At 70.1% G+C, this 19,369-nt stretch carries 15 protein-coding genes; 3 read left to right on the top strand and 12 right to left on the bottom strand.

Annotation, left to right across the window (positions count from 1 at the left end; all coding sequences use genetic code 11):
* Positions 1-145: 145 nt before the first annotated feature.
* Genes AC30CM_RS13800 through AC30CM_RS13780 form a run of 5 tightly spaced genes read right to left on the bottom strand, consistent with a single transcriptional unit; the run spans position 146 to position 9,363 of the window.
* Positions 146-1,795 carry an ABC-F family ATP-binding cassette domain-containing protein gene (locus tag AC30CM_RS13800; RefSeq protein ID WP_490117448.1) on the bottom strand — a complete coding sequence of 550 codons (1,650 nt, stop codon included), beginning with the start codon at positions 1,793-1,795 and terminating at the stop codon, positions 146-148.
* The gene (locus AC30CM_RS13795; protein WP_490117447.1) at positions 1,792-2,418 is read right to left on the bottom strand and encodes a chemotaxis protein CheB; all 627 of its coding nucleotides are present in this window, start codon (positions 2,416-2,418) and stop codon (positions 1,792-1,794) included. Before AC30CM_RS13795 ends, AC30CM_RS13800 begins: the two co-directional genes overlap by 4 nt.
* Positions 2,405-3,274, bottom strand: coding sequence for a CheR family methyltransferase (locus AC30CM_RS13790; protein ID WP_490117446.1), 870 nt, complete (start codon positions 3,272-3,274; stop codon positions 2,405-2,407). The genes AC30CM_RS13795 and AC30CM_RS13790 overlap by 14 nt, the downstream gene beginning before the upstream one ends.
* A gap of 3 nt (positions 3,275-3,277) precedes the next feature.
* Positions 3,278-6,724: a response regulator gene (locus tag AC30CM_RS13785; RefSeq protein ID WP_490117445.1), complete on the bottom strand. Its 3,447-nt coding sequence runs from the start codon at positions 6,722-6,724 to the stop codon at positions 3,278-3,280.
* A complete protein-coding gene (locus tag AC30CM_RS13780; RefSeq protein ID WP_490117444.1) occupies positions 6,721-9,363 on the bottom strand; it encodes a two-component system response regulator in 2,643 nt (880 codons plus the stop codon). Before AC30CM_RS13780 ends, AC30CM_RS13785 begins: the two co-directional genes overlap by 4 nt.
* A gap of 229 nt (positions 9,364-9,592) precedes the next feature.
* Here AC30CM_RS13780 and AC30CM_RS13775 point away from each other — a divergent pair, with 229 nt between their 5' ends.
* Together AC30CM_RS13775 and AC30CM_RS13770 are read left to right on the top strand one after the other, a co-directional pair.
* Positions 9,593-10,456, top strand: a complete 864-nt coding sequence (locus tag AC30CM_RS13775; RefSeq protein WP_490117443.1) for a C39 family peptidase — start codon at positions 9,593-9,595, stop codon at positions 10,454-10,456.
* Between the two features lie 45 nt (positions 10,457-10,501).
* Positions 10,502-11,701 carry a hypothetical protein gene (locus AC30CM_RS13770; RefSeq protein WP_490117442.1) on the top strand — a complete coding sequence of 400 codons (1,200 nt, stop codon included), beginning with the start codon at positions 10,502-10,504 and terminating at the stop codon, positions 11,699-11,701.
* 4 nt (positions 11,702-11,705) lie between these two features.
* Here the strand turns inward: AC30CM_RS13770 and AC30CM_RS13765 are convergent, their stop codons facing one another.
* Positions 11,706-12,323 (bottom strand): dihydrofolate reductase family protein, encoded by a 618-nt coding sequence (locus AC30CM_RS13765; protein WP_490117453.1) that lies wholly within the window; start codon positions 12,321-12,323, stop codon positions 11,706-11,708.
* A gap of 134 nt (positions 12,324-12,457) precedes the next feature.
* Between AC30CM_RS13765 and AC30CM_RS13760 the strand changes: the two genes are divergently transcribed.
* Complete coding sequence (locus AC30CM_RS13760) at positions 12,458-13,489, top strand: fused (3R)-hydroxyacyl-ACP dehydratase subunits HadA/HadB (RefSeq protein ID WP_490117441.1); 1,032 nt, start codon at positions 12,458-12,460, stop codon at positions 13,487-13,489.
* Between the two features lie 18 nt (positions 13,490-13,507).
* Here AC30CM_RS13760 and AC30CM_RS13755 read toward each other — a convergent pair whose 3' ends face one another.
* The 6 genes from AC30CM_RS13755 to AC30CM_RS13730 form a co-directional block, all read right to left on the bottom strand.
* Positions 13,508-15,244, bottom strand: coding sequence for an aminotransferase class V-fold PLP-dependent enzyme (locus AC30CM_RS13755; protein WP_490117440.1), 1,737 nt, complete (start codon positions 15,242-15,244; stop codon positions 13,508-13,510).
* Positions 15,241-16,008: an amino acid ABC transporter ATP-binding protein gene (locus AC30CM_RS13750; RefSeq protein ID WP_490117439.1), complete on the bottom strand. Its 768-nt coding sequence runs from the start codon at positions 16,006-16,008 to the stop codon at positions 15,241-15,243. The genes AC30CM_RS13755 and AC30CM_RS13750 overlap by 4 nt, the downstream gene beginning before the upstream one ends.
* Entirely contained in the window at positions 16,001-16,906 is a 906-nt protein-coding gene (locus AC30CM_RS13745; RefSeq protein WP_490117438.1) for an amino acid ABC transporter permease, read from the bottom strand. Before AC30CM_RS13745 ends, AC30CM_RS13750 begins: the two co-directional genes overlap by 8 nt.
* Before the next feature lie 4 nt (positions 16,907-16,910).
* A complete protein-coding gene (locus tag AC30CM_RS13740; RefSeq protein WP_490117437.1) occupies positions 16,911-17,867 on the bottom strand; it encodes an ABC transporter substrate-binding protein in 957 nt (318 codons plus the stop codon).
* An 88-nt stretch (positions 17,868-17,955) separates the two neighbouring features.
* Positions 17,956-18,315, bottom strand: coding sequence for a cupin domain-containing protein (locus AC30CM_RS13735; RefSeq protein ID WP_490117436.1), 360 nt, complete (start codon positions 18,313-18,315; stop codon positions 17,956-17,958).
* Positions 18,312-19,232: a homocysteine S-methyltransferase family protein gene (locus tag AC30CM_RS13730; protein WP_490117435.1), complete on the bottom strand. Its 921-nt coding sequence runs from the start codon at positions 19,230-19,232 to the stop codon at positions 18,312-18,314. Before AC30CM_RS13730 ends, AC30CM_RS13735 begins: the two co-directional genes overlap by 4 nt.
* Between the last annotated feature and the right edge of the window lie 137 nt (positions 19,233-19,369).

Genomic DNA, 19,369 nt, shown 5'->3' with positions numbered 1-19,369 from the left:
CCCCAGGACGCGATCACTGCACCACCCGCATGCCCCTACGCCGCCGCACCCGCACCGCCGAACGCACCACCCGCCACACCCGCGAACGCGCCACCAACGAAGCCATCGCCGACGCCAACCCGCCACCCTTCTAGAGCAGGCCGCACTACGACTCGGTGACCGTCCCGGCGTCGACCAGCCACCGGCGATCCAACCGCACGTTCTGCAGCATGCGGCGGTCGTGGGTCACCAACAGCAGTGCGCCGTCATAGGACTCGAGAGCCTGCTCGAGTTGCTCGATGGCCGGCAGATCCAGGTGATTGGTGGGTTCGTCCAGGACCAGCACGTTGGTGCCGACGGCCTGCAGCAGGGCGAGACCCGCCCGCGTCCGTTCCCCCGGCGACAGGTCGTCGACGGGTCGCTCGACGTGGTCGGCGCCCAGCCCGAACTTCGCCAGCAACGTGCGCACGTCGGCGGTGGGCCACTCCGGCACGTGCCGTTCGAAACGGTCGACCAGCCGCTCCGGCCCGGTGAATTCTCCTCGCGCCTGGTCGATCTCGCCGATCGCCACGTTGGCACCCAGACTCGCACGGCCCCCGTCGGGCGCGCGGCGCCCCAGCAGCAGCCGCAACAGCGTCGACTTGCCCGCCCCGTTCGGCCCCGTGATCCCGATGCGCTCACCGGCGTTCACCTGCAGCGAGACCGGACCCAGCACGTAATCCCCCTGGCGCACCACGGCTTCCGCCAGAGTGGCCACCACCGCGCTGGACCGCGGCGCCGCCCCGATGGTGAACTGCAGCGTCCACTCCTTGCGCGGTTCCTCGACCTCCTCGAGGCGGGCGATGCGGCTCTCCATCTGGCGCACCTTCTGCGCCTGCTTCTCGCTCGACTCGGTCTGCGCCCGTCGGCGATTCTTGTCGTTGTCCGGCGCCTTGCGCATCGCATTGCGCACCCCCTGGCTGGACCACTCCCGCTGAATCCGAGCCCGCGCCACCAGATCCGCCTTCTTGTCGGCGAACTCCTCGTACTGCTCGCGCCGGTGCCGGCGATTGACCTCGCGCTCCTCCAGGTAGCTCTCGTACCCGCCGCCGAACACCGTCGTCGTGTGCTGCGCCAGATCCAGCTCCAGCACCCGGGTCACGCAGCGCGACAGGAACTCCCGGTCGTGGCTCACGAGCACCACGCCAGAACGCAGGTCGCCGACGAAGCGCTCCAACCGCGCCAGCCCGTCGAGGTCCAGGTCGTTGGTCGGTTCGTCGAGGAGCACCACGTCGAAACGCGACAGCACGAGCGCCGCCAGCCCCACGCGGGCCGCCTGGCCACCCGACAGCGCCGTCATCGGGGTGACGTCGGGGCGGATCGTCGCGGTGTCCAACCCGAGGTCGGCGAGCACGGCAGGCAACCGCTCCTCCAGATCGGCGGCGCCGGTGACGAGCCAGTGATCCAGCGCCACCGAGTAGGCATCGGTGGCCGCGTCGTCACCGTCGGCCATCGCCGCTGCGGCGGCCTCCATGGCGTCCGTCGCTGCGGCACAACCGGTTCGCCGCGCGATGTACCCCGCCACCGTCTCCCCCGGGACCCGCTCGTGCTCCTGCGGCAGCCACCCGACGAACGCGTCCGCGGGGGCGACGGTGACCGTCCCGGCCAGCGGCGGCAGGGCGCCGGCCAAGATCCGCAGCAGCGTGCTCTTGCCGGCGCCGTTGGCACCCACCACGCCCACCACGTCGCCGGGCGCAACGGTCAGGTCGACGCCGGAGAACAGCGTCCGGTGGGCGAAGCCACCCGCCACGTCCTTGGCGACGAGTGTGGCAGTCATGCACCCATCGTCGCACGCGTCAGCCACGTGCCGATCTCCACGGGATCACCCACGTGGTCGGGGGTGACCCGGCGCATCGCGGCGTTCACGGCGCTGGCCGCCTCGCAGGTCGCCGGATCCTGCAGCACCACGCGTCCCCCGGCCGCCTTGACCGCCGCGCACCCGGCCGCACCGTCGACGTTGGCACACGACAGCAGCACCGCGACGGCGGCGGACCCGAAGACGGCCGCGCTGGTGAACGTGACGTCCAGGGAGGGCCGCGAGTAGGTCACCGGGGCATCCAGGGTGAGGTGGGCGCGCACCCCGGGGGCGGACTCGGACGGGGTGACGGGGGTCGCCGGCGCCGACGCCGGCCGTCGGCCCGGGCCGACGATCAGGTGGTAGCCGGCGGGGGCCATGGTCACCGTGCCGGGCACGCACTCCCACGGGCTGTCCAGCGGTTCGCCGACGGGGATCGCCGTGTAGCTCTGCAACACCTCTGCCAGCGGCGAGAAGTCCGGGGGCCGATGCAACACCACGCACACCGCGGTCTCGGCGGGTCGCCGCAGCGTCTGGAAGATGCCCCGCAGCGCCTTGATGCCCCCGGCGCTGCCCCCGATGACCACCAGGCTAGGCGCGGGCACGCGGACTCTCGGCAAGGACGTAGATTCCCGACGGCCGGTCGATCGCGGTGAAGGATCGCCTCCCGGCGTCGGTCAGCGCCTCGCGGGGACCGATCACCAGATTGCCCAGCGGGGAGAGGCTTTCGGCGAACACGTTCTCGACGCGCGACTGCAGGGTGTCCTCGAAGTAGATGAACACGTTGCGGCACATGATGAGGTTGAACTCGCCGAACGTGCTGTCCGTCGCGAGGTTGTGCGAGAAGAACTCGACCCGTGAGCGCAGCTCCTGGCTCAGGATGCAGCGGTCGTACTTGGCGACGTACCAGTCGGAGAACGGTCGATGCCCCCCGCTGGCCTGATAGTTGCGGGTGGCCCGCACCATCGCGTCGGCCGGGTAGATCGCGGTGGTGGCGGTGCGCAGCGAGTCGCTGTCGATGTCGGTGGCGTAGATCGTGGTGCGGCTCAGCAAACCGGCCTCGTCGAGCAGGATGGCCATGGAGTAGGCCTCCTCTCCGGTGGCGCAGCCGGCAACCCAGATGCGGATCCGCGGGTACGTCGCCAGCCTCGGCACGATCTCCGTGCGAATCTTGGCGAACACGTGGGGATCTCGGAACATCTCGGTGACGTTGACCGTCATGGCCGACAGGAAGTCGGCCAACAGCTGCGCATCCCGCAGCACGCGCCCCTGCGCCTCGGAGATCGTGCCGAGGGCGTATCGCTCGACGAACGCGTCCAGCCTCCGGTTGCGCGACGCGTCGCTGTAGTGCCGGAAGTCGTAGCCGAGGTATTCGAACACGGTGTAGAAGAACGCCTCCGCCTCGATGCGCGCCAACTCCTGCTGCTGTGCGGTGGGTCCGGCGTCGTCCGCGGCGACCATCGCCTACCCCTCCGACGGGCTCGGCGACGTGCGCGGCCGGCCGGCGAGCCACACCCGCAGCACCGAGGTGAGCTGGTCCATGTCCACCGGCTTGGTGACGTAGTCCGAAGCCCCCGCGTCCAGGCACTTCTGACGGTCGCCCTTCATCGCCTTGGCGGTCAGCGCGACGATCGGCAGGTTGCGCCACTGCGCTTCCGCGCGGATGCGGCGCATGGCCTCGTACCCGTCCATCACGGGCATCATGATGTCCATCAGCACCAGTCCGACCTCCGGGTGTTCGGCGAGCATCTCGAGCCCGAGTTGGCCGTTGCGCGCGGGCAACACGGTGATGCCGTACCGCTTCAGCGCGCTGCCGAGGGAGAACACGTTGCGCACGTCGTCGTCGACGAGCAGCACGGTGTTGCCCTTGAGCGACTCGTCGACGCGGCGCGGGTTCGACAGGATCTCCCGCGCCGAATCCGGCATGTCGTCGGCCACGCGGTGCAGGAACAGGGCGGTCTCGTCGAGCAGTCGCTCCGGGGACTTCGCGTTCTTGAGCACGATGGCCGACGCGAGCACCTCGAGGCGTTCGGTCTCGACGGTCGTCAGCTCGCGGCCGGTGTGCACGATGACCGGCAGGCTCTTCTGTCGCAATTGGTCCTTGATCCGCTCGATCAGGTCGATGCCGTCGATGTCGGGCAGACCGAGATCGAGGACCAGGCAGTCGTAGGTCGTCTCCCCCGACAGCTCGGCCAGGACCTGCTCCCCGGTACCGACACAGGTGATCGCGATGTCGTCGCTCTCGATCATGTGCTTGACCACCTGGCGCTGGCTGGCGTCGTCCTCGGCCACCAGGACGTTGCGCGGTCCCGGTTTCAGGAAGTCCGCGGTGGAGCTGAGCATCGAACGCAACTCGCCGACGTCGGCGGGCTTGTGCAGCGTGTGGATGGCCCCCATGCGGCGGCCACGGCCGTCGTCGTCGGATCCGGAGACCACGTTCACCGGGATGTGCCGCGTCGCGAGATCGTGCTTGAGGACGTCGAGCACCACCCAGCCCGCCATGTCCGGCAGGCCGATGTCGAGCGTGATCGCGGCGGGCTGGCGTTCCTTCGCCAGCGCCAGGGCCATTCGACCGCTCGCGGTGGCCACGGAGTCGAAGCCGGCCTCGGTGGCGAGCGCGGCGAGCATCTTGGCGAACGTCGGGTCGTCCTCGACGATCAGCAGCACCGGTCGGTCGCCGTCGGGCCAGCGGACCTCCGAGATGTCCACCGTTCCGAAGCGGTCGGACGGGTCGTCGGCGTCGGGGGACGCGACAGCGCGCGCAGCGGGTGTGGCGACAGCGGTCTGCGCAGCGCCCCGATCGGAATCGCGGGACGGCATCTCCACCGGCAGGTAGCAGGTGAACGTCGAACCCTCGCCGAGCGCACTGCGCAGCGCGATGTCGCCCCCGAGGTGGCGAGACAGCTCACGGCTGATGGCCAGCCCCAGACCGGTGCCGCCGTACTGCCGCGTGACCCCGCGGGCGGCCTGCTGGAACGACTCGAAGATCAGGTGGTGGTCCTTGTGGTCGATGCCGATACCCGTGTCGGTGACGGCCAGGGCCAGATAGCCGGTACCGGGGGTGCCCTGGGTGTCTTGGGCCGCGGAGAGTCGGACGGTGACCGATCCGCCGTCGGTGAACTTCAGGGCGTTGGCCACGAGGTTCTTGGCGATCTGCTTGACCCGCGTGTAGTCGCTGACGATCTGGCGAGGTGCGGTGTCGTCGACCAGCACCTGGTAGTCCAGGCCCTTGTCGGCCGCGACGGGGCCGAAGGTGCGCTCCAGGAACGTCACCAGCTCGGCCGTGTCGATCGAATCACGTTCGACGTACATGGATCCCGACTCGACCTTCGCCAGGTCGAGGACCTCGTCGATGAGGTTGAGCAGGTCCTTGCCGGACTGCTGGATGGTCTCGGCGAACTCGTGTTGCTTGTCGGTGAGGGGATCGTCGGAATCGGTGAGCAGACCCGCCAGGATGAGGATGCTGTTGAGCGGCGTACGCAGTTCGTGCGACATGTTGGCCAGGAACTCCGACTTGTAGCGCGAGGACACCGCCAGTTCCTCGGCCTTGACCTCCAGCGAGTCGCTCAGATGGCGCAGCTCGGCGTTCTTCTCCTCGAGCGCACTCGCCTGGGTCTCCAGGCGTTCCGAGCTGGCGCGCAACTCCTCCTGCTGCGAGCGCAGTTCCTCGGTGGTCTCCTCGAGTTCGGCGTTCTGCGCCGAGAGCATGTCCTCGCGTTGCGACAGCTGCTCGTTGGCCGCGCGCAGCTCTTCCTCCTGCGTCCGCAGTTCCTCGGTCTGCGCCTGCGAGAGGTGCAGCAGCTCGCGGGTCTGCTGGGTCGATTCGATGGCGCTGACGGCCACGCCGGCACCCAGCGCGATGCTCTCCAGCAGCTCGACGTCGTCGTCCGAGAACGGTTGCAGCGCACTGAGTTCCAGTACGCCGAGCACCTCGGACTCGAACTTGATGGGGATGAGGATGAGGGACACCGGCGCGGTCTTGCCCAGACCGGAGACGATCTCGACGAAGTCCGACGGCGCCCCGGCGATCTCGATGCGCTGCCCTTCGAGCGCGCACTGTCCGATCAGCCCGTCGCCCAACCCGTAGGAGGTGGGCAGGTCCTTGCGGCGGTGGAAGGCGTAGGAGGCGACGAGCGCGAACCGGCCGGCGTCGTCGGGTTGCTTGAGATAGAGCGCACCCTGCTTGGCGTCGACCGCGCGCGCGGTGCGGGACACGATCAGCGAACACGCCTCGGTCAGGTGTTCGGCGCGCTGTACCTCGGTCATCAGGTCGGCCTGGGCCTCCTTGGAACGCCGGGCCCGTTCGTCACGCTCGGCAGCCGTGGTCACCGCACGGTGGATGTTCCGGCTGGTGAACCACAGGAGCAGCCCCAACCCCACGACGATCACCGCAGCGAAGCCCCAGACGATCACGTGGCTTGTGTCGACCGCGCGGGTTGCCCTGTCGTTGGCGGCGGCGGCCTCGCGCGTCGCGTCCTGGCCGATCTCGCGGAGCTGACCGGCCAGCGTGGCCAGCTCCTCGTTGGAGCGGGCGGGCGAGGCCGTCGCCCCACCGCGCTGCAGGACGTTCCACGTGGCCAGCGCCTGCTGATACTGCGGCCCGTTCCTGCCGTCCTCGTCGGCTGCGGCGTTCAGCCTGCCGTCGATCGACCGCCCGAGATCGTCGAGCGTCGCGAGCAGTCGGTCGCGCTCGCGGGCATCGCCGGTGTTCGGCAACCGGTTGAGGGTCGCGGTGTAGGTCTGCACGTCCAGGCCCACGTCCAGCGCGGCAATCTGGGCGTTGCGGGCGGCCGCACGTTGATCGAACAGGGTCGACGTGCGATCCATCTGCAGCGTGAACATCAGCGCCGTCGCGATGATGGCCACCAGCGCGGATCCGCACAGGATCCCGAGTCTCTTCGCGAGCGTCATCCATTTCCCATCTCGACCGGCACGTCCGCCGGTCGCCGGTCGGTCCCCACCGTCGTCATGGTGTGCAGATAGTCGGCCAGCTCGGCCGCCTCCAACGGACGGGCGTACAAGAAGCCCTGTTGCAGAAAACATCCCGCGTCGAGCAGCCACTGCGCCTGGCGCTGGTCCTCGACCCCCTCGGCGATCACGTCCAGCCGCATGCACTCGGCGACGGCGATCTGGCTGCGGACGAGTTGTCGTGCGCGATCGTGGCGATGCACCTCGGAGACGAACGAACGGTCGATCTTCAACCAATCGACGGGCACGTGCAGCAGGTTGGACATGCTGGCATGTTCGACGCCGAAATCGTCTATGGCCAAGCCGAACCCGCGTTCGCTGGCCCCGCGCAGCGCCGCATGGGCCGGCGACGGATCGCGGGTGAAGGCGCGTTCGGTGAGTTCCAGGCAGATGCTCTCGGGCGCGATGCGGTACGAGTGCTGCGTGCTGACGAGGTGGCCCAGGAAGCCCTCGTCGAGGACCTGCTCCGGCGACAGGTTCACGTGCAACCGCAGTTCGGGATGACCGAGGGCGGCGTAGTCGGCCATGCTCCGGGTGAGGATCCACTGGCCCAGCATCGGCGCCTGGCCGGAGTCCTCGGCCAACGCCACGATCTCGTCTGCCGGGATCTCCTCGTCCCCGTGCCGCCACCGCACCAGGGCCTCGAACGCGGTCACCGCGCCCGTCGCCGCGTCGACGATCGGCTGGTACACCATGCGCAGATCGGAGCGTGCGATCGCCTGGGCCATCTCGACGCGGAGGTTCGCCCTGCCCTGTTGTCGCGAACCGATCAGCTCGGTGTACCGCACCGCCTCGTTCAGCCGGTTCTTCTTCGCCTCGAACATCGCCAGGTCGGCCTGGTTCAACAACTCCTCCGACGACCCGGCGCTGACGCCCAGGCACGAGATGCCCATGCTCAGTGACGGGCGCAGCGTCGCATGCTTGCAATGCACGGGCTGCGACTGCACGTGCGCCAGGACGTGGTTGCCGGCGGCCACCGCGGCCTCGGCCGACGCCACGTTCTCGAGGACGACGATGAACTCGTCACCACCCACCCGGCACACCAGGGTGTCGGAACCCACCGCGGCCCGCAACCGTGCGGCGATCTCCACAAGCAGTTCGTCGCCGGTGTCGTGGCCGTAGGTGTCGTTGACGGTCTTGAACTCGTTGACGTCGAGGTACAGCAGCGCGACGCGGCCGTCCCCGTCCCGGATGCTGCCCTCACCGGCGAGCTGGGCCAGCCGGTCGGAGAGCTGTCTGCGGTTGGCCAGGTCGGTGAGCGGGTCGTGGCTGGCGAGATGGCGGATCTCGGTCTGCGCGCGCTTGATCTCCGTCAGGTCGTGGACCACCACCGCCACCAGGAGGTCGACGGATTCGCCGATGGGCGACAGCGTGATCATGACGTCGACGTGTCGCCCGTCGTGAGCCACGAGCGTCATCTCCAGGGACACCTCCTGCCGGGTGGCCAGCGTGACGTCGAGCTGCTCGTCCATCCGCTGCCGCTCGTCGGCCACCGCGAGGTCGACGATGCGGCGGCCCAGCAGCGAGTCGCTGTCCGCGCTGAACAGCGCGGTGGCCGCCTTGTTGCAGCTGCGGATCACCCCCGAGACGTCGACGGCGAGGATCGCATCGCCGGTGGCCTGCATGACCGCCGCGTATTCGGCCTGCACGCGGTAGAGGGTCGCGTTCGAGATGGCCAGGGCGGCTGCCGCCGAGGCGCCGCGAAACAGTGCGGATTCGGTCTCGCTGAACGGCGGCCCGTCGGGTCGGCCGACGCAGACGACGCCGAACCGCTGACTGCGGGCGGTGAGTTCCTGCACCATCACCGCCCCGGCGGGAACGGCGGCGCGGACGCCCTCGGCGGTGGGATCGGACATGACCGCCAACAGCAACTCCGAGGCGTGGCTGGACTCGGAATGCGACAGCGAGTCGTGCCACCCGTGGTCGGGGGTGGGTAGCCGCAGCACGCACTCGGCGTCGAAGAGCTGGCTCAGCTCAGCGACGATGCTGCGCTCCAGCGACGGGAGGTCGATGCTGGCCTCGGCGAAGATGTTGGTGAGCCGCTCGCGGCGTCGCGTCAGGGCCAGTTCCTCGCGCTGACGCACCTCCGCGGCGCGCGCGGCCTGCAGTTGCTGCTCATGCAGCCGGGCCGCCTCGGCGCGCAGTCGCGCAAAGGAATCGTCCAGTTCGAGAAGGGCTTTCACCTTCGCGAAGAACACCTGCCGCGACACCGGCTTCACCAGGAAGTCGACGGCCCCCAGGTCGTATCCGCGGTGCAGGTCACCGGCCTCAGCCTGGCCGGTGAGGAAGATGATCGGCGTCGACGACAGCTCGTCGACGCCGCGAATCAGCTGTGCGGTCTCGAAGCCGTCCATTCCGGGCATGTTGATGTCGAGCACGATGACGGCGAATCTGCGCTGCAGCAACGCCGTGAGCGCTTCCTCGCCGGAAGCGGCTTGCGCGATGTCGCAGTCCAGCGGGGTCAGTACCGTGCACAGCAGGTCTCGTAGGCGCGCGTCGTCGTCCACCACCAGCACCATCTGTCGGGTGTGGGCAACGGATTCGGGCAGCGCATCGTCGGCAGCCGATGCCGGGGTCGTCATCTTGTACCCGTCCTCAGGTGTCTGCGGACGCGACCTGGTCGTCCTCACGCGTACGTCAGCATAGGTGTCGCGGCGGCCTGCGGGGCGCCAACCGAGGGGAAGCGGCCGGGCCGCGTCATCCGCATCGGGGCCGGTCCGGCAGAGACGGGCGGGTCGCACCTCCAGCTCGGCATTGACGCCCGTGATAATTTTGATTTCGCTCGCAACGACCGTCGCAGGAGGCGCATCGATGAACGCGATTCGACGTGCGCCACGGGCCATCGGCGCCGTCATCGCCGCCCTGGCCATCGGCTGCGCCGGCACCGGCTGCGGACACGCCCCGGCAGCCGGCGATCAACCCTCGGGAACCCCCGAAACTCGCGCAGCCGCAACCCCGGACGTCTACGCGTGCGGGTCGGGTCCCGTCCCCGCGGTCGACCAGGACCCCGATGAGGTGTCGGATCCCCCGCCCGCGACGGCGGCGCCCGCGGCGGGCAGCGTCGACCCGATCGCCGACGAGCCCATGCCGGCCGGACCCGTCTTCGGCGATCCCGCGGCCGCCGATCGGCACTGGCAACTACAGACCCAGAACGACTGTGGCCTGGTCTCGGCGAGCATGATCGTCGGCGAGGTGACCGGAGCGGCACCGGACGAGCAGGACATCATCGGGGTGGCGAAGTCCACCCCCAGCAGGTGCTCCGAAGGCCAGAGCGCCTATGACGACAGCCCCGGCGAGGACGGTATCGCCGGTCACGGCACGTGCGCCCGCGACATCGTCACGGTGCTCGCGCGGTACGGAATCACCGCCGAGTACACCAACGACGCCGCGCAGGCCGACGGTGGTCTGCCGACGGGGCTGGACGCGCTGAAGCGCTATCTGGGCAACGGTCACGAGGTGCTCGCGGAGATCAACTCGGATACTCTGCGCGACAGCGGAGACGACCGGTCGAACAGCGATCACACGGTGTTCGTCGCGGCGGTCGACACCGCGCAGAACGCGGTCTATCTCGGCGACACCGCGGGCGAACAGACCAGGGGCGAGACGGTGTCGATCGACACCTTCGAATCCGCATGGGCCCTCGGCGGCCACGGAATGGTCGTCACCACCTCGTGAGCGAAGAGCGCCGTGGAATCGGGTTCAGCGGGTAGCTTTTCGACCATGCCCGGTCTCAGCGTCGCCGACCTGGTCTCCGCGTACGCGGATCGCTTCAACCCCGTGGTGCTCGCCTCCGCGCGAGCGGGCGAGGCCGTGAGTTCCCCGCTGGGCGCGTGGCTGCTGCTGGCGCTGGCCGCGCCCGCCACGTCCGGAGCCCGTCGTCGGGATCTCGAAACGGTTCTCGGTACCGACGCGGCCGATGCCGCGGACAGAGCGAGGCGTCTGCTCGCCGACCCGCACCCGGCGATCGCGGCCGCGTGCGCGGTGTGGGACCGCCGGCTGGGTGCCGCCTTCGCCGACTGGGCGGCGACGCTGCCGGAGACCGTGGCGCGCGGACCCATCCCCGATCAGCGCAGCGCCGACGAGTGGGCGCGCAGTCACACGTACGGGCTCGTCGAGCGGTTCCCGTTGCCACTCGACGCGGCGACGCCGCTGGTACTCGCCTCGGCGTTGGCGACCGACGTCGCCTGGAACGCCCCGCTGGCGGTCACCACCGAATTGGGCGGTCCGTTCGGCACCGCCGCGCACCGCGCGCTCGGATTCCGGGACGGCATCCACCTCGTCGCCGACACCGAGGCGGCCGGGCCGGTGGCCGTCGCCGCTCCGCGCAGCACGTCGGCGCTCGAGGTGCTGAGCGTCACCGCCGCGCCCGACGTTCCCGCACCCGACGTGGACCGGGCCGCCCACCAGGTGGCGGCCCTGCTGCGCGGCGACGGTCGCGAGGCCCGCCTCGTCGCGCCCGAGAGCCTCACCGACGGACACGCCTGGACGGTTGTCGAACGGTACGAGCCGCGGATCGCCGCGAGCGAACCCGCGATCGTGTGGGAAAGCCTGGTGCCTGCGTGGTCGATGACCGGCACCCACGACCTCATCGGCGCACCCGGCCTGGACGTCGTGGCGGCGACGCTGGCGGACTTCGCGGCGCCGCAGGACCGGCCCGTCGAACTCGCTGCCCGCCAGACCGCCACCGCAACCTACGGCCGCACCGGTTTTCGGGCGGCCGCGGTCACCGCGGTCGGTGTGCGGGCGACGTCCATGCGGCCGCAGCGCGAGGTACTGGTACGTCGAATCACGCTGCGCTTCAACCGCCCTCACGCCGTGCTCGCCTGCGCGGCACGCGATGCCGGGCCGCAGGCGTGGCGCGGTGTGCCCGTGTTCAGCGCCTGGGTCGCCGCGCCGCAGGAGGTGCCCGACGCGCCGTGAGCGGCTACGCGCCCACGTCCCCGGTGACCGGCGCGCCGTCGCGACGGCCGTAGCGCAGATACACCACGCCCGACGGGCTCGCCTCGGGCGGTCGAAGCAGCTCGACGGTCGTGGGCACCGCGCCGCCGTCGAAGATCGACTTGCCGACGCCCAGGATCACGGGGTGCAGCCACAGGTCGATGCGGTCGTACAGCCCTTCGCGCAAGAGCGACTGCACCAGGTTGAGGCTGCCCACCACCTTCACCCGCCGGTGACGGTCGCGGATCTCGCGCACCGCGGCCGCCAAGTCGGGCCCCAGCTGCGTGGATCCGGCCCACGACAGGTCCGGGCGCCCGCGCGAGGCGACGTACTTCGGTATCGAGTTGAACAGGTCGGCGATCGACCCGTCCTCGCCACCGCTCTGGTGCGGCCAGTAGGCGGCGAAGATCTCGTAGGTGCGCCTACCCAGCAGCAGGGCGTCGGTGTCTTCGTAGACGGCGCCCACCTGCGCGCCGCTGACCTCGTCCATCAGCGGCACCTGCCAGCCCCCGAACGGAAACCCGATCGGGTCTTCGTCGGGGCCGCCGGGGGCCTGACCCACGAGGTCGAGGGTGGCGAACAGTTCCAGATCGATGAGTCCCATGCCGGGTTGACCCGCGGGGGCCGCGGAACTCATCGCGTCAGACGCGGCCCGCGAGGATCAGGTGCCGGTAGGCCAACCCCTCGGGGTGAGCACCGCGGAGCCGACGCTGATCGCGGCCGCGCTAGTGTGCTGTGGTGAACGCACCAGCTGAGACGTCACCGCTAGAAGCCCGCGTCGGGCACTACTACCGGATGGACGGCACGTATCTGGTCGGCCGCGAGAAACTGCGCGAGTACGCCCGCGCGGTGCAGGACTACCACCCCGCGCACTGGGACGTCGCGGCGGCGCGCGAGCTGGGCTACGCCGACGTCATCGCGCCGTTGACCTTCACGTCCACGCCGGGCATGCAGTGCAATCGCCGGATGTTCGAGTCGATCGTCGTGGGCTACGACACCTACCTCCAGACCGAAGAGGTCTTCGAGCAGCATCGCCCCATCGTGGCCGGTGACGAGCTGGTCATCGACGTCGAGCTGACGTCGGTGCGCCGCACCGCGGGCCGCGACTTCATCACGGTCACCAACACCTTCACCGACACCGCCGGGGAGCGCGTGCACACGTTGCACACCACCGTCGTCGGGGTCACCGGCGAGGAGATCGACGCCGGGGTCAAGGCCGCCGTGCAGCGCGCCATGATGCACGACATGAACATCCTCGACATCGGCGGCAACGACGCCGACTACCGCAAGGAGGAGCGGCCGGCGACGGCCATCACGGTCTCCGACGGCGGTCACACGCGGACGCCGGGGACGCCGTCGTTCGACGACGTCGCGGTGGGTGACGAGATCCCGGTGCACCACACCCGGCTCTCCCGCGGCGACCTGGTGAACTATGCGGGCGTGGCCGGCGATGCCAACCCGATCCACTGGGACGAGGCCATCGCCAAGCTGGCGGGCCTGCCCGACGTGATCGCACACGGCATGCTGACGATGGGCCTGGGTGCGGGGTTCGCGTCGACGTGGTCGGGCGACCCCGGTGCGGTGACCCGCTACGCGATCCGGCTGTCGCAGCCCGTCGTCGTGCCCGCGGCCGAGGGCGCCGACGTCGAGTTCACCGGTAGGGTCAAGTCTCTCGACCCCGACACCCGTTCCGGCGTGTTGATCATCGGCGCGAAGTCGGGCGGCAAGAAGATCTTCGGGCTGGCGACCATGCACGTGCGGTTCCGCTGACCCCAGGCGCGTTCCGGCTCAGGCCCGCGTCTCGCTGAGGTAGTTGTAGATCGTGTAGCGGGTCACGTCCAGCCTGCCCGCCACGTGGTCCACCGAGTCACGGATCAGGAAGAACCCGGCCTCGTCGAGTTCCTTGACCACGGCCGCCTTGTGGTGCTTCTTCATCTTGGCCGTGTCGACGCCCACCTTCGCGACCGCCCGGTCGATCAGGAACCGCTGCAGGCTGTCCACGTCGGGCGGGAAGCTCTCGTCGCGGCGCGGCGCTTCCGCCGAAACATGCTCGGGCAGTTCGCTGTTGACGCAGAGACAGCCGAAGGCCGTGCCGTCGGCGTTCCGCAGGAACAACGTGGAGGAGCGGATCGGCCTACCGTCGGGGCTGTTGGTCCGGTAGTTGACGAGGTCCTGCGTGGTGCCCCGGCGGATCAGGCCGAGCAGCAGATCCGTCATGGGGCCGCCCACCGGCCTCCCGGTGAGGTCGCCTGCGATGGCCACGATCGAGTCGGGTAGCCGCGTCAGGTCGTGCAGCAGCACCTCGTTGCCGGGCCCCAGCATGGCCGCCAACCCCTCCACGGCGGGCAGCAGCGCCGCGAGCACGTCGTGGGTGGCCGGCTCGGCCGCGGCCGCGGTCGTCGAGACGACGTGTCGCGGGGGTGCCGTCAGTCGCGCCAGCACCGCCCGCAGCCGCCCACCCACCTCGGCCGACGTCGACGCATGGGGTGACAGCCGCACGTGCTCCGGGCGCACGGTCGCCGCGATGCCCTCGGCGTGCAGAGCGGCACCGATCTGTTCGGGCGCGTGGTCGGGCATGGTGAAGGCGAGGATGCCCGCGCGCCGGTCCCGCGCCGACACGACGTGCGCGCCCTGCGACTGCAGCACCTCCTCGAGCGCCTCGACCCGGGCCGCGACGTGAGCCCCGATCGCCTCGACGCCGGTCTCTTCGACCAGTTCGAGCGCGGCGGCGAACGCACCCGACGTCACGGGGCTGAGGTTGGAGATCGACCATGCCGCCGCCGTGTCGTCCGGCGGGTGGATCTCGTCGTCGAACAAGCCGGGGTCGCGGGCCCCGGTCCATCCCGACAGCACGGGCGTCATGCGTTCCAGGGCCCGGTCGGACAACGTCGCGAAACCCGTTCCCCAGCCGGCACGCAACCACTTCTGGCCGCCGACCACCAACACGTCGGCGACCTCCCACGGCTCGTCGATCACGCCGAAGCCCTGGATGCCGTCGACCACGAACAAGCGGTCGCCGACGACGTCGCGCAGCGCGGCCAGATCGGCACGGTAACCCGTGCGGTAGTCGACGGCGCTCACCGCGACCACGCTGACGTCGTCGGTGAGTGCGGCCGCCAAGCGGTCGGCGGTGACGGGGCCACCGGGCAGCCATCGCACCGTCAGCCTGCCGGCCCGTTCGGCGCGGGCCCACGGGTAGGTGTTGGCCGGGAACTCCGCTGCCGACACCAGCACCGTGCTTCCTGCCGCCGTGTTGAACGCGGCCTGCATCAGCCCCAGGCTGGTGTGCGGCTGCAGCACGACGTGGTCGATGTCGCTGCCGCACAGTCGGGCGGCGGCGGCCTTCGCACGGGTCTCCTCGCGCATGAGTTCGTCCACCGTCGACGGCGTCGCCCGCGTCGCCTTCTCGAGCAGTCGGGCGGTGGTGTCCAGTACCGCGTGCGACGGGGGGCCGAAGCGGGCGAAGTCGAGGTAACCGTCGGGTTCGGAGAACTGTAGCGAGTACCGCGGCGAGAGGGGCCTCACGCGAGTACCCGCGCCAGGAACTGTCGCGTGCGGTCGTGCTCGGGCGCCTTCAGGACGGTCTCGGGCGGGCCGGTCTCCACGACGGTCCCGTCGGCCATGAACACCACCTCGTCGGCGGCCTCGGCGGCGAAGGCGATCTCGTGGGTCACCACCACCATCGTCATCCCGTCGGCGGCCAGGGCCTGCATGACCGCGAGCACCTCGCCGACGAGTTCGGGGTCCAGCGCCGACGTCGGCTCGTCGAACAGCATGAGCTTGGGCTTCATCGCCAGCGCCCGGGCGATCGCCACGCGCTGCTGCTGGCCGCCCGACAGCTGAGCGGGGTAGGCGTCGCCGCGGTCGGCCAGTCCCACCTTGGCCAGCAGTTCCAGGCCTTCGCGGCGTGCCCGATCGGATGGCGTGCCCAGTACCCGGATGGGACCTTCGACGACGTTCTCCAGGGCGGTGCGGTGACCGAAGAGGTTGAAGCGCTGGAACACCATGCCCACGTGCCTGCGCTGCCGCGCGACCTCGCGCTCCCGCAGCTCGTAGAGCTTCTGGTTGCGCAACCGGAAGCCCATGGGCTCGCCGTCCACCCACACCTGTCCGGCGTCGACGGTCTCGAGGTGGTTGAGACAGCGCAGGAACGTGCTCTTGCCCGCGCCCGACGGGCCCAGCAGGCAGACCACCTGGCCGCGGTGCACGTCGAGGTCGATGCCCTTGAGGATCTCCTGGTGGCCGTAGCTCTTCCGGACGCCGACGGCGCGGAGCAGCGGTTCAGACACGGGCGCCTCTCGTCAGCGGGAACGTGCGCAGCGCCTTGGCCGCCCTGGCCGTGGCACTGCGTTCGGCGACGCCGAACCGGCGTTCCAGATAGTGCTGCCCCACGCCGGCCACACTCACCACCACCATGTACCAGATGGCCGCGGCGAACAGGGTTTCCATCACCAGCAGATTGTGGGACGAGATGTTGTTGGCGGCATGCAGCAACTCGGTCACGCCGATGACCGAGGCGATCGACGTCCCCTTGAGCATGTCGATGAAGTCGTTGCCGGTGGGCGGGATGATGACGCGCATCGCCTGCGGCAGGACCACCCGGCGCAGGGTGAGCGCGGGCGCCATGCCGATGGACTTGGCGGCTTCGGTCTGGCCCGCGTCCACGCTGCCCAGACCGGCGCGCACGATCTCGGCCATGTAGGCGCTCTCGTTGAGCGCGAGACCCAGCAGGGCGGCGGTGAAGGCGCTGACGAGCACGTTGGTCGGCTCGTTCACCAGGTAACCGCCGAACGGCAGCGGGATGGAGATCGTGGGGAAGACCAGCGCCAGGTTGTACCAGATCAGGATCTGCAGCAGCACCGGAAGCCCGCGAAACAGCCAGATGTAGCCCGCGGCAAACCATCTCGCGACGGGGTTGGCGCTGCGTCTGGCGAGTGCGATCACGATGCCGATGACGATCGCGATCACCTGCGCGATGACGGCCAGCACCACGGTGTTGAGCAGGCCCACGAGCATGACGTCGTACGTCACGAAGGCGGGTACCGCCGACCAGTCGATGCGGGCGCCTGCCAATGCGCCGACGAGTACCACGACGAGCGCGACGATGAGCACTGCGCTGACCCACCGCCCCCAGTGTCGGAGCCGGACGATGGGCAGCGGCTCGACGCCGGTGCGGTCGGCGGTCATCGGGTCAGGCGCCATTGATCGCGGCGTCCTGCAGCGCCCCGCGTTCGACCCCCCAGCTCTTCAGGATCTCCAGGTAGGTGCCGTCGGTCATCAGTTCGCCGAGGGCTCGGTGCACCGCGTCGCGCAGGGCGACGTTGGTCTTGGCGAAGCCGATCCCGTAGGGCCCGCCGTCGATGGGCTCGCCGGGCACCACCTCGAAGGCGTTGCCGTCGTTGGCGGTTCGCGAGATGTACACCGCGCTGGGCAGATCGTTGAGGATGGCCGCGACGCGGCCGGTCCGCAGCTGGTTTTGATTCTGGGTGTCACTGTCGGTGGCGGTCACGGTGACGGCGGGCTTGCCCTGCCGAACGCACTCGTCGCTCTGCCGCGCCGCGAAGGTCTGGTGGCTGGTGCCCTGCACCACTGCGACGTTCTTGCCGCACAGGGAATCTGGCCCGGTGATTCCGTCCGGGTTGCCCTTCTGCACCATGATCGTGATGCCCGAGGAGAAGTAGTCGACGAAGTCGATCCGCTGCTGGCGCTCCTTGGTGTCGTTCATGCCCGCCATCGTCATGTCGATGCGGCCCGACTGCAGGCTGGTGATCAGCGAGCCGAAGGCCATGTCCTGGTAGGCCATCTGGACGCCGAGCTTGGCGCCGATGGCCTTGGCGAGGTCCACTTCGAATCCGATGGGGGTGGTGCCGTCGGCGGCGTAGAAGTTGTTGGGCGCCGACTGCACGTTGGACCCCACGTTGACGGTCTTGGACTGCGCCGTGGTGGGCGGCAGCGTGGCGACGAGCGCCTCGTCGGGCTGGATTCCGGCGATCAGCGCGGCGTTGTCGGGGATCGCCGACGCCGCCCCACCGGCGGCGGGCGGCGCGTCCGCCGAGTCGCCGCCGAGACCGTTTCCGCACGCCGTGACGCCGGCCAGTAGGACACCGCCGAGCAGGACGGCGATACGGGTGCGCGCGTGTGATCGCATCAGGACCTCCCAGGTGTGATGCGGGCGACACTACAACAGATTGTTGAAGACGTCTCCACAAAGTGTTGAAGTCAGGTCGTGGTCGACGTCAGCGCTTCAGCTCCACCTCGACGAACATGGCCGGACCGTCCGACGAGTTCCGCACGTCGTGGGCCGTCCCGGCCGTGCCGCGGTAGGACTTCGCGACCTCTTGCACCATCTCGCGCACGCTCCCGTCGCGGTTGGTGACCGTGAAGCGCCCACCCGTCACGGGGACCACCACGTAGTCGTATTCGTGGACGTGTGGTCCGGTGGCGTCCCCGGGGGCGTCGAAGGTCCAGGTGGTGACGCGGACGTCGGCGTCGTCGAGGCCGACGTCGGGGTGGGCGGTGGGGAGGGACTCGGGGCGGGCGGTGGGGAGGGACTCGGGGTGGGCGGTGGGGAGGGACTCGGGGTGGGCGTGGCTCATGCGGGGCGCTCCTCCGTGATGGCCCGCACCGCCGCGGCGACGTGGCGGGCGTCGGTACCGCAGCACCCGCCGACGATCGTGGCGGCGGGCAGCAACGCGCTCAGACGACGTTGGGCGGCGGCGAATTCCGCGGGATCGCCGTCGCCTCGCGCGACGGCCGCGTCCAACTCGTCGTGACCGGCGGTCGCCGCGTTGGCCCGGGTGCCTGCGATCCGGCGTGTCCACTCCCCCGGCTCCCGCAGCGCCGCCTCGACGTGGCTCGCGTGGGCGCAGTTCACCAGGTAGTGGTCGGGTGCGGCCAGGGTGTCCACCTCGCGGATGGCGTCCTCGAGCGTCACGCCGCTCGCGAGCCGCCCGTCGGTCTCGACCGTGAAGGAGATCGCGATCGGCAGGCGGACGTCACGGGCCGCCCGCACGATGCCGACCGCCTCGCCGACGTAGGTCAGCGTGTAGGCCGTCGCGAGGTCGGCGCCTGCCGCGGCGAACGCGGCGAGCTGCGGCCGGTGGTACTCCTCGGCGACGTCGGCTGCCATGACGGTCTCCGGCGCGTAACCGTCGTGCCGAGGTCCGATGCTGCCGCCGATCAGCACCTCGCCGACCGTACCGGCGACGTCGCGTCGCATCTCTGCCAGGAACTCGACGGCCGCGCCGTTGAGCCGCGCGAGATCGGCCTGCGAGTAGCCGAGCAGCCGGCCCCAGTCCGGATTGGCGCGCCACGTGGGACTTTCGAGCAACAGGCCACGACCGGTGTCCTGCGCGATCGCCGCGTAGTCGGCGTAGTAGGACGCCAGCAGCTCCCGGCCCGACGCCGTCTCGAGCAGGGGGAACGCCGCGAACTCGCGCAACACCGCGCCGCGGCGGTGCTCGAGGTCGGTCTCGATGCCACCGTCGGTGACGAACAGCCGGCCGTCGATCATGACGCCACGCTAGCGCGTGCCGGGTCGCAGCTGGTCGAGGCGTTGCTCGCCGCCGGCCCCGAGTTCGCCACCAGGACCCCATCCACCTGCACACGCTGCTGGTGTTCACGGCCGACCCCGGCACGCCCAGCCACGGG

This window comes from Mycobacterium sp. DHQP2018-32-09 (assembly GCF_058148405.1).
The sequence above is the reverse complement of the archived record's forward strand: the minus strand, read 5'-3'. Positions and strand labels throughout refer to the sequence as shown.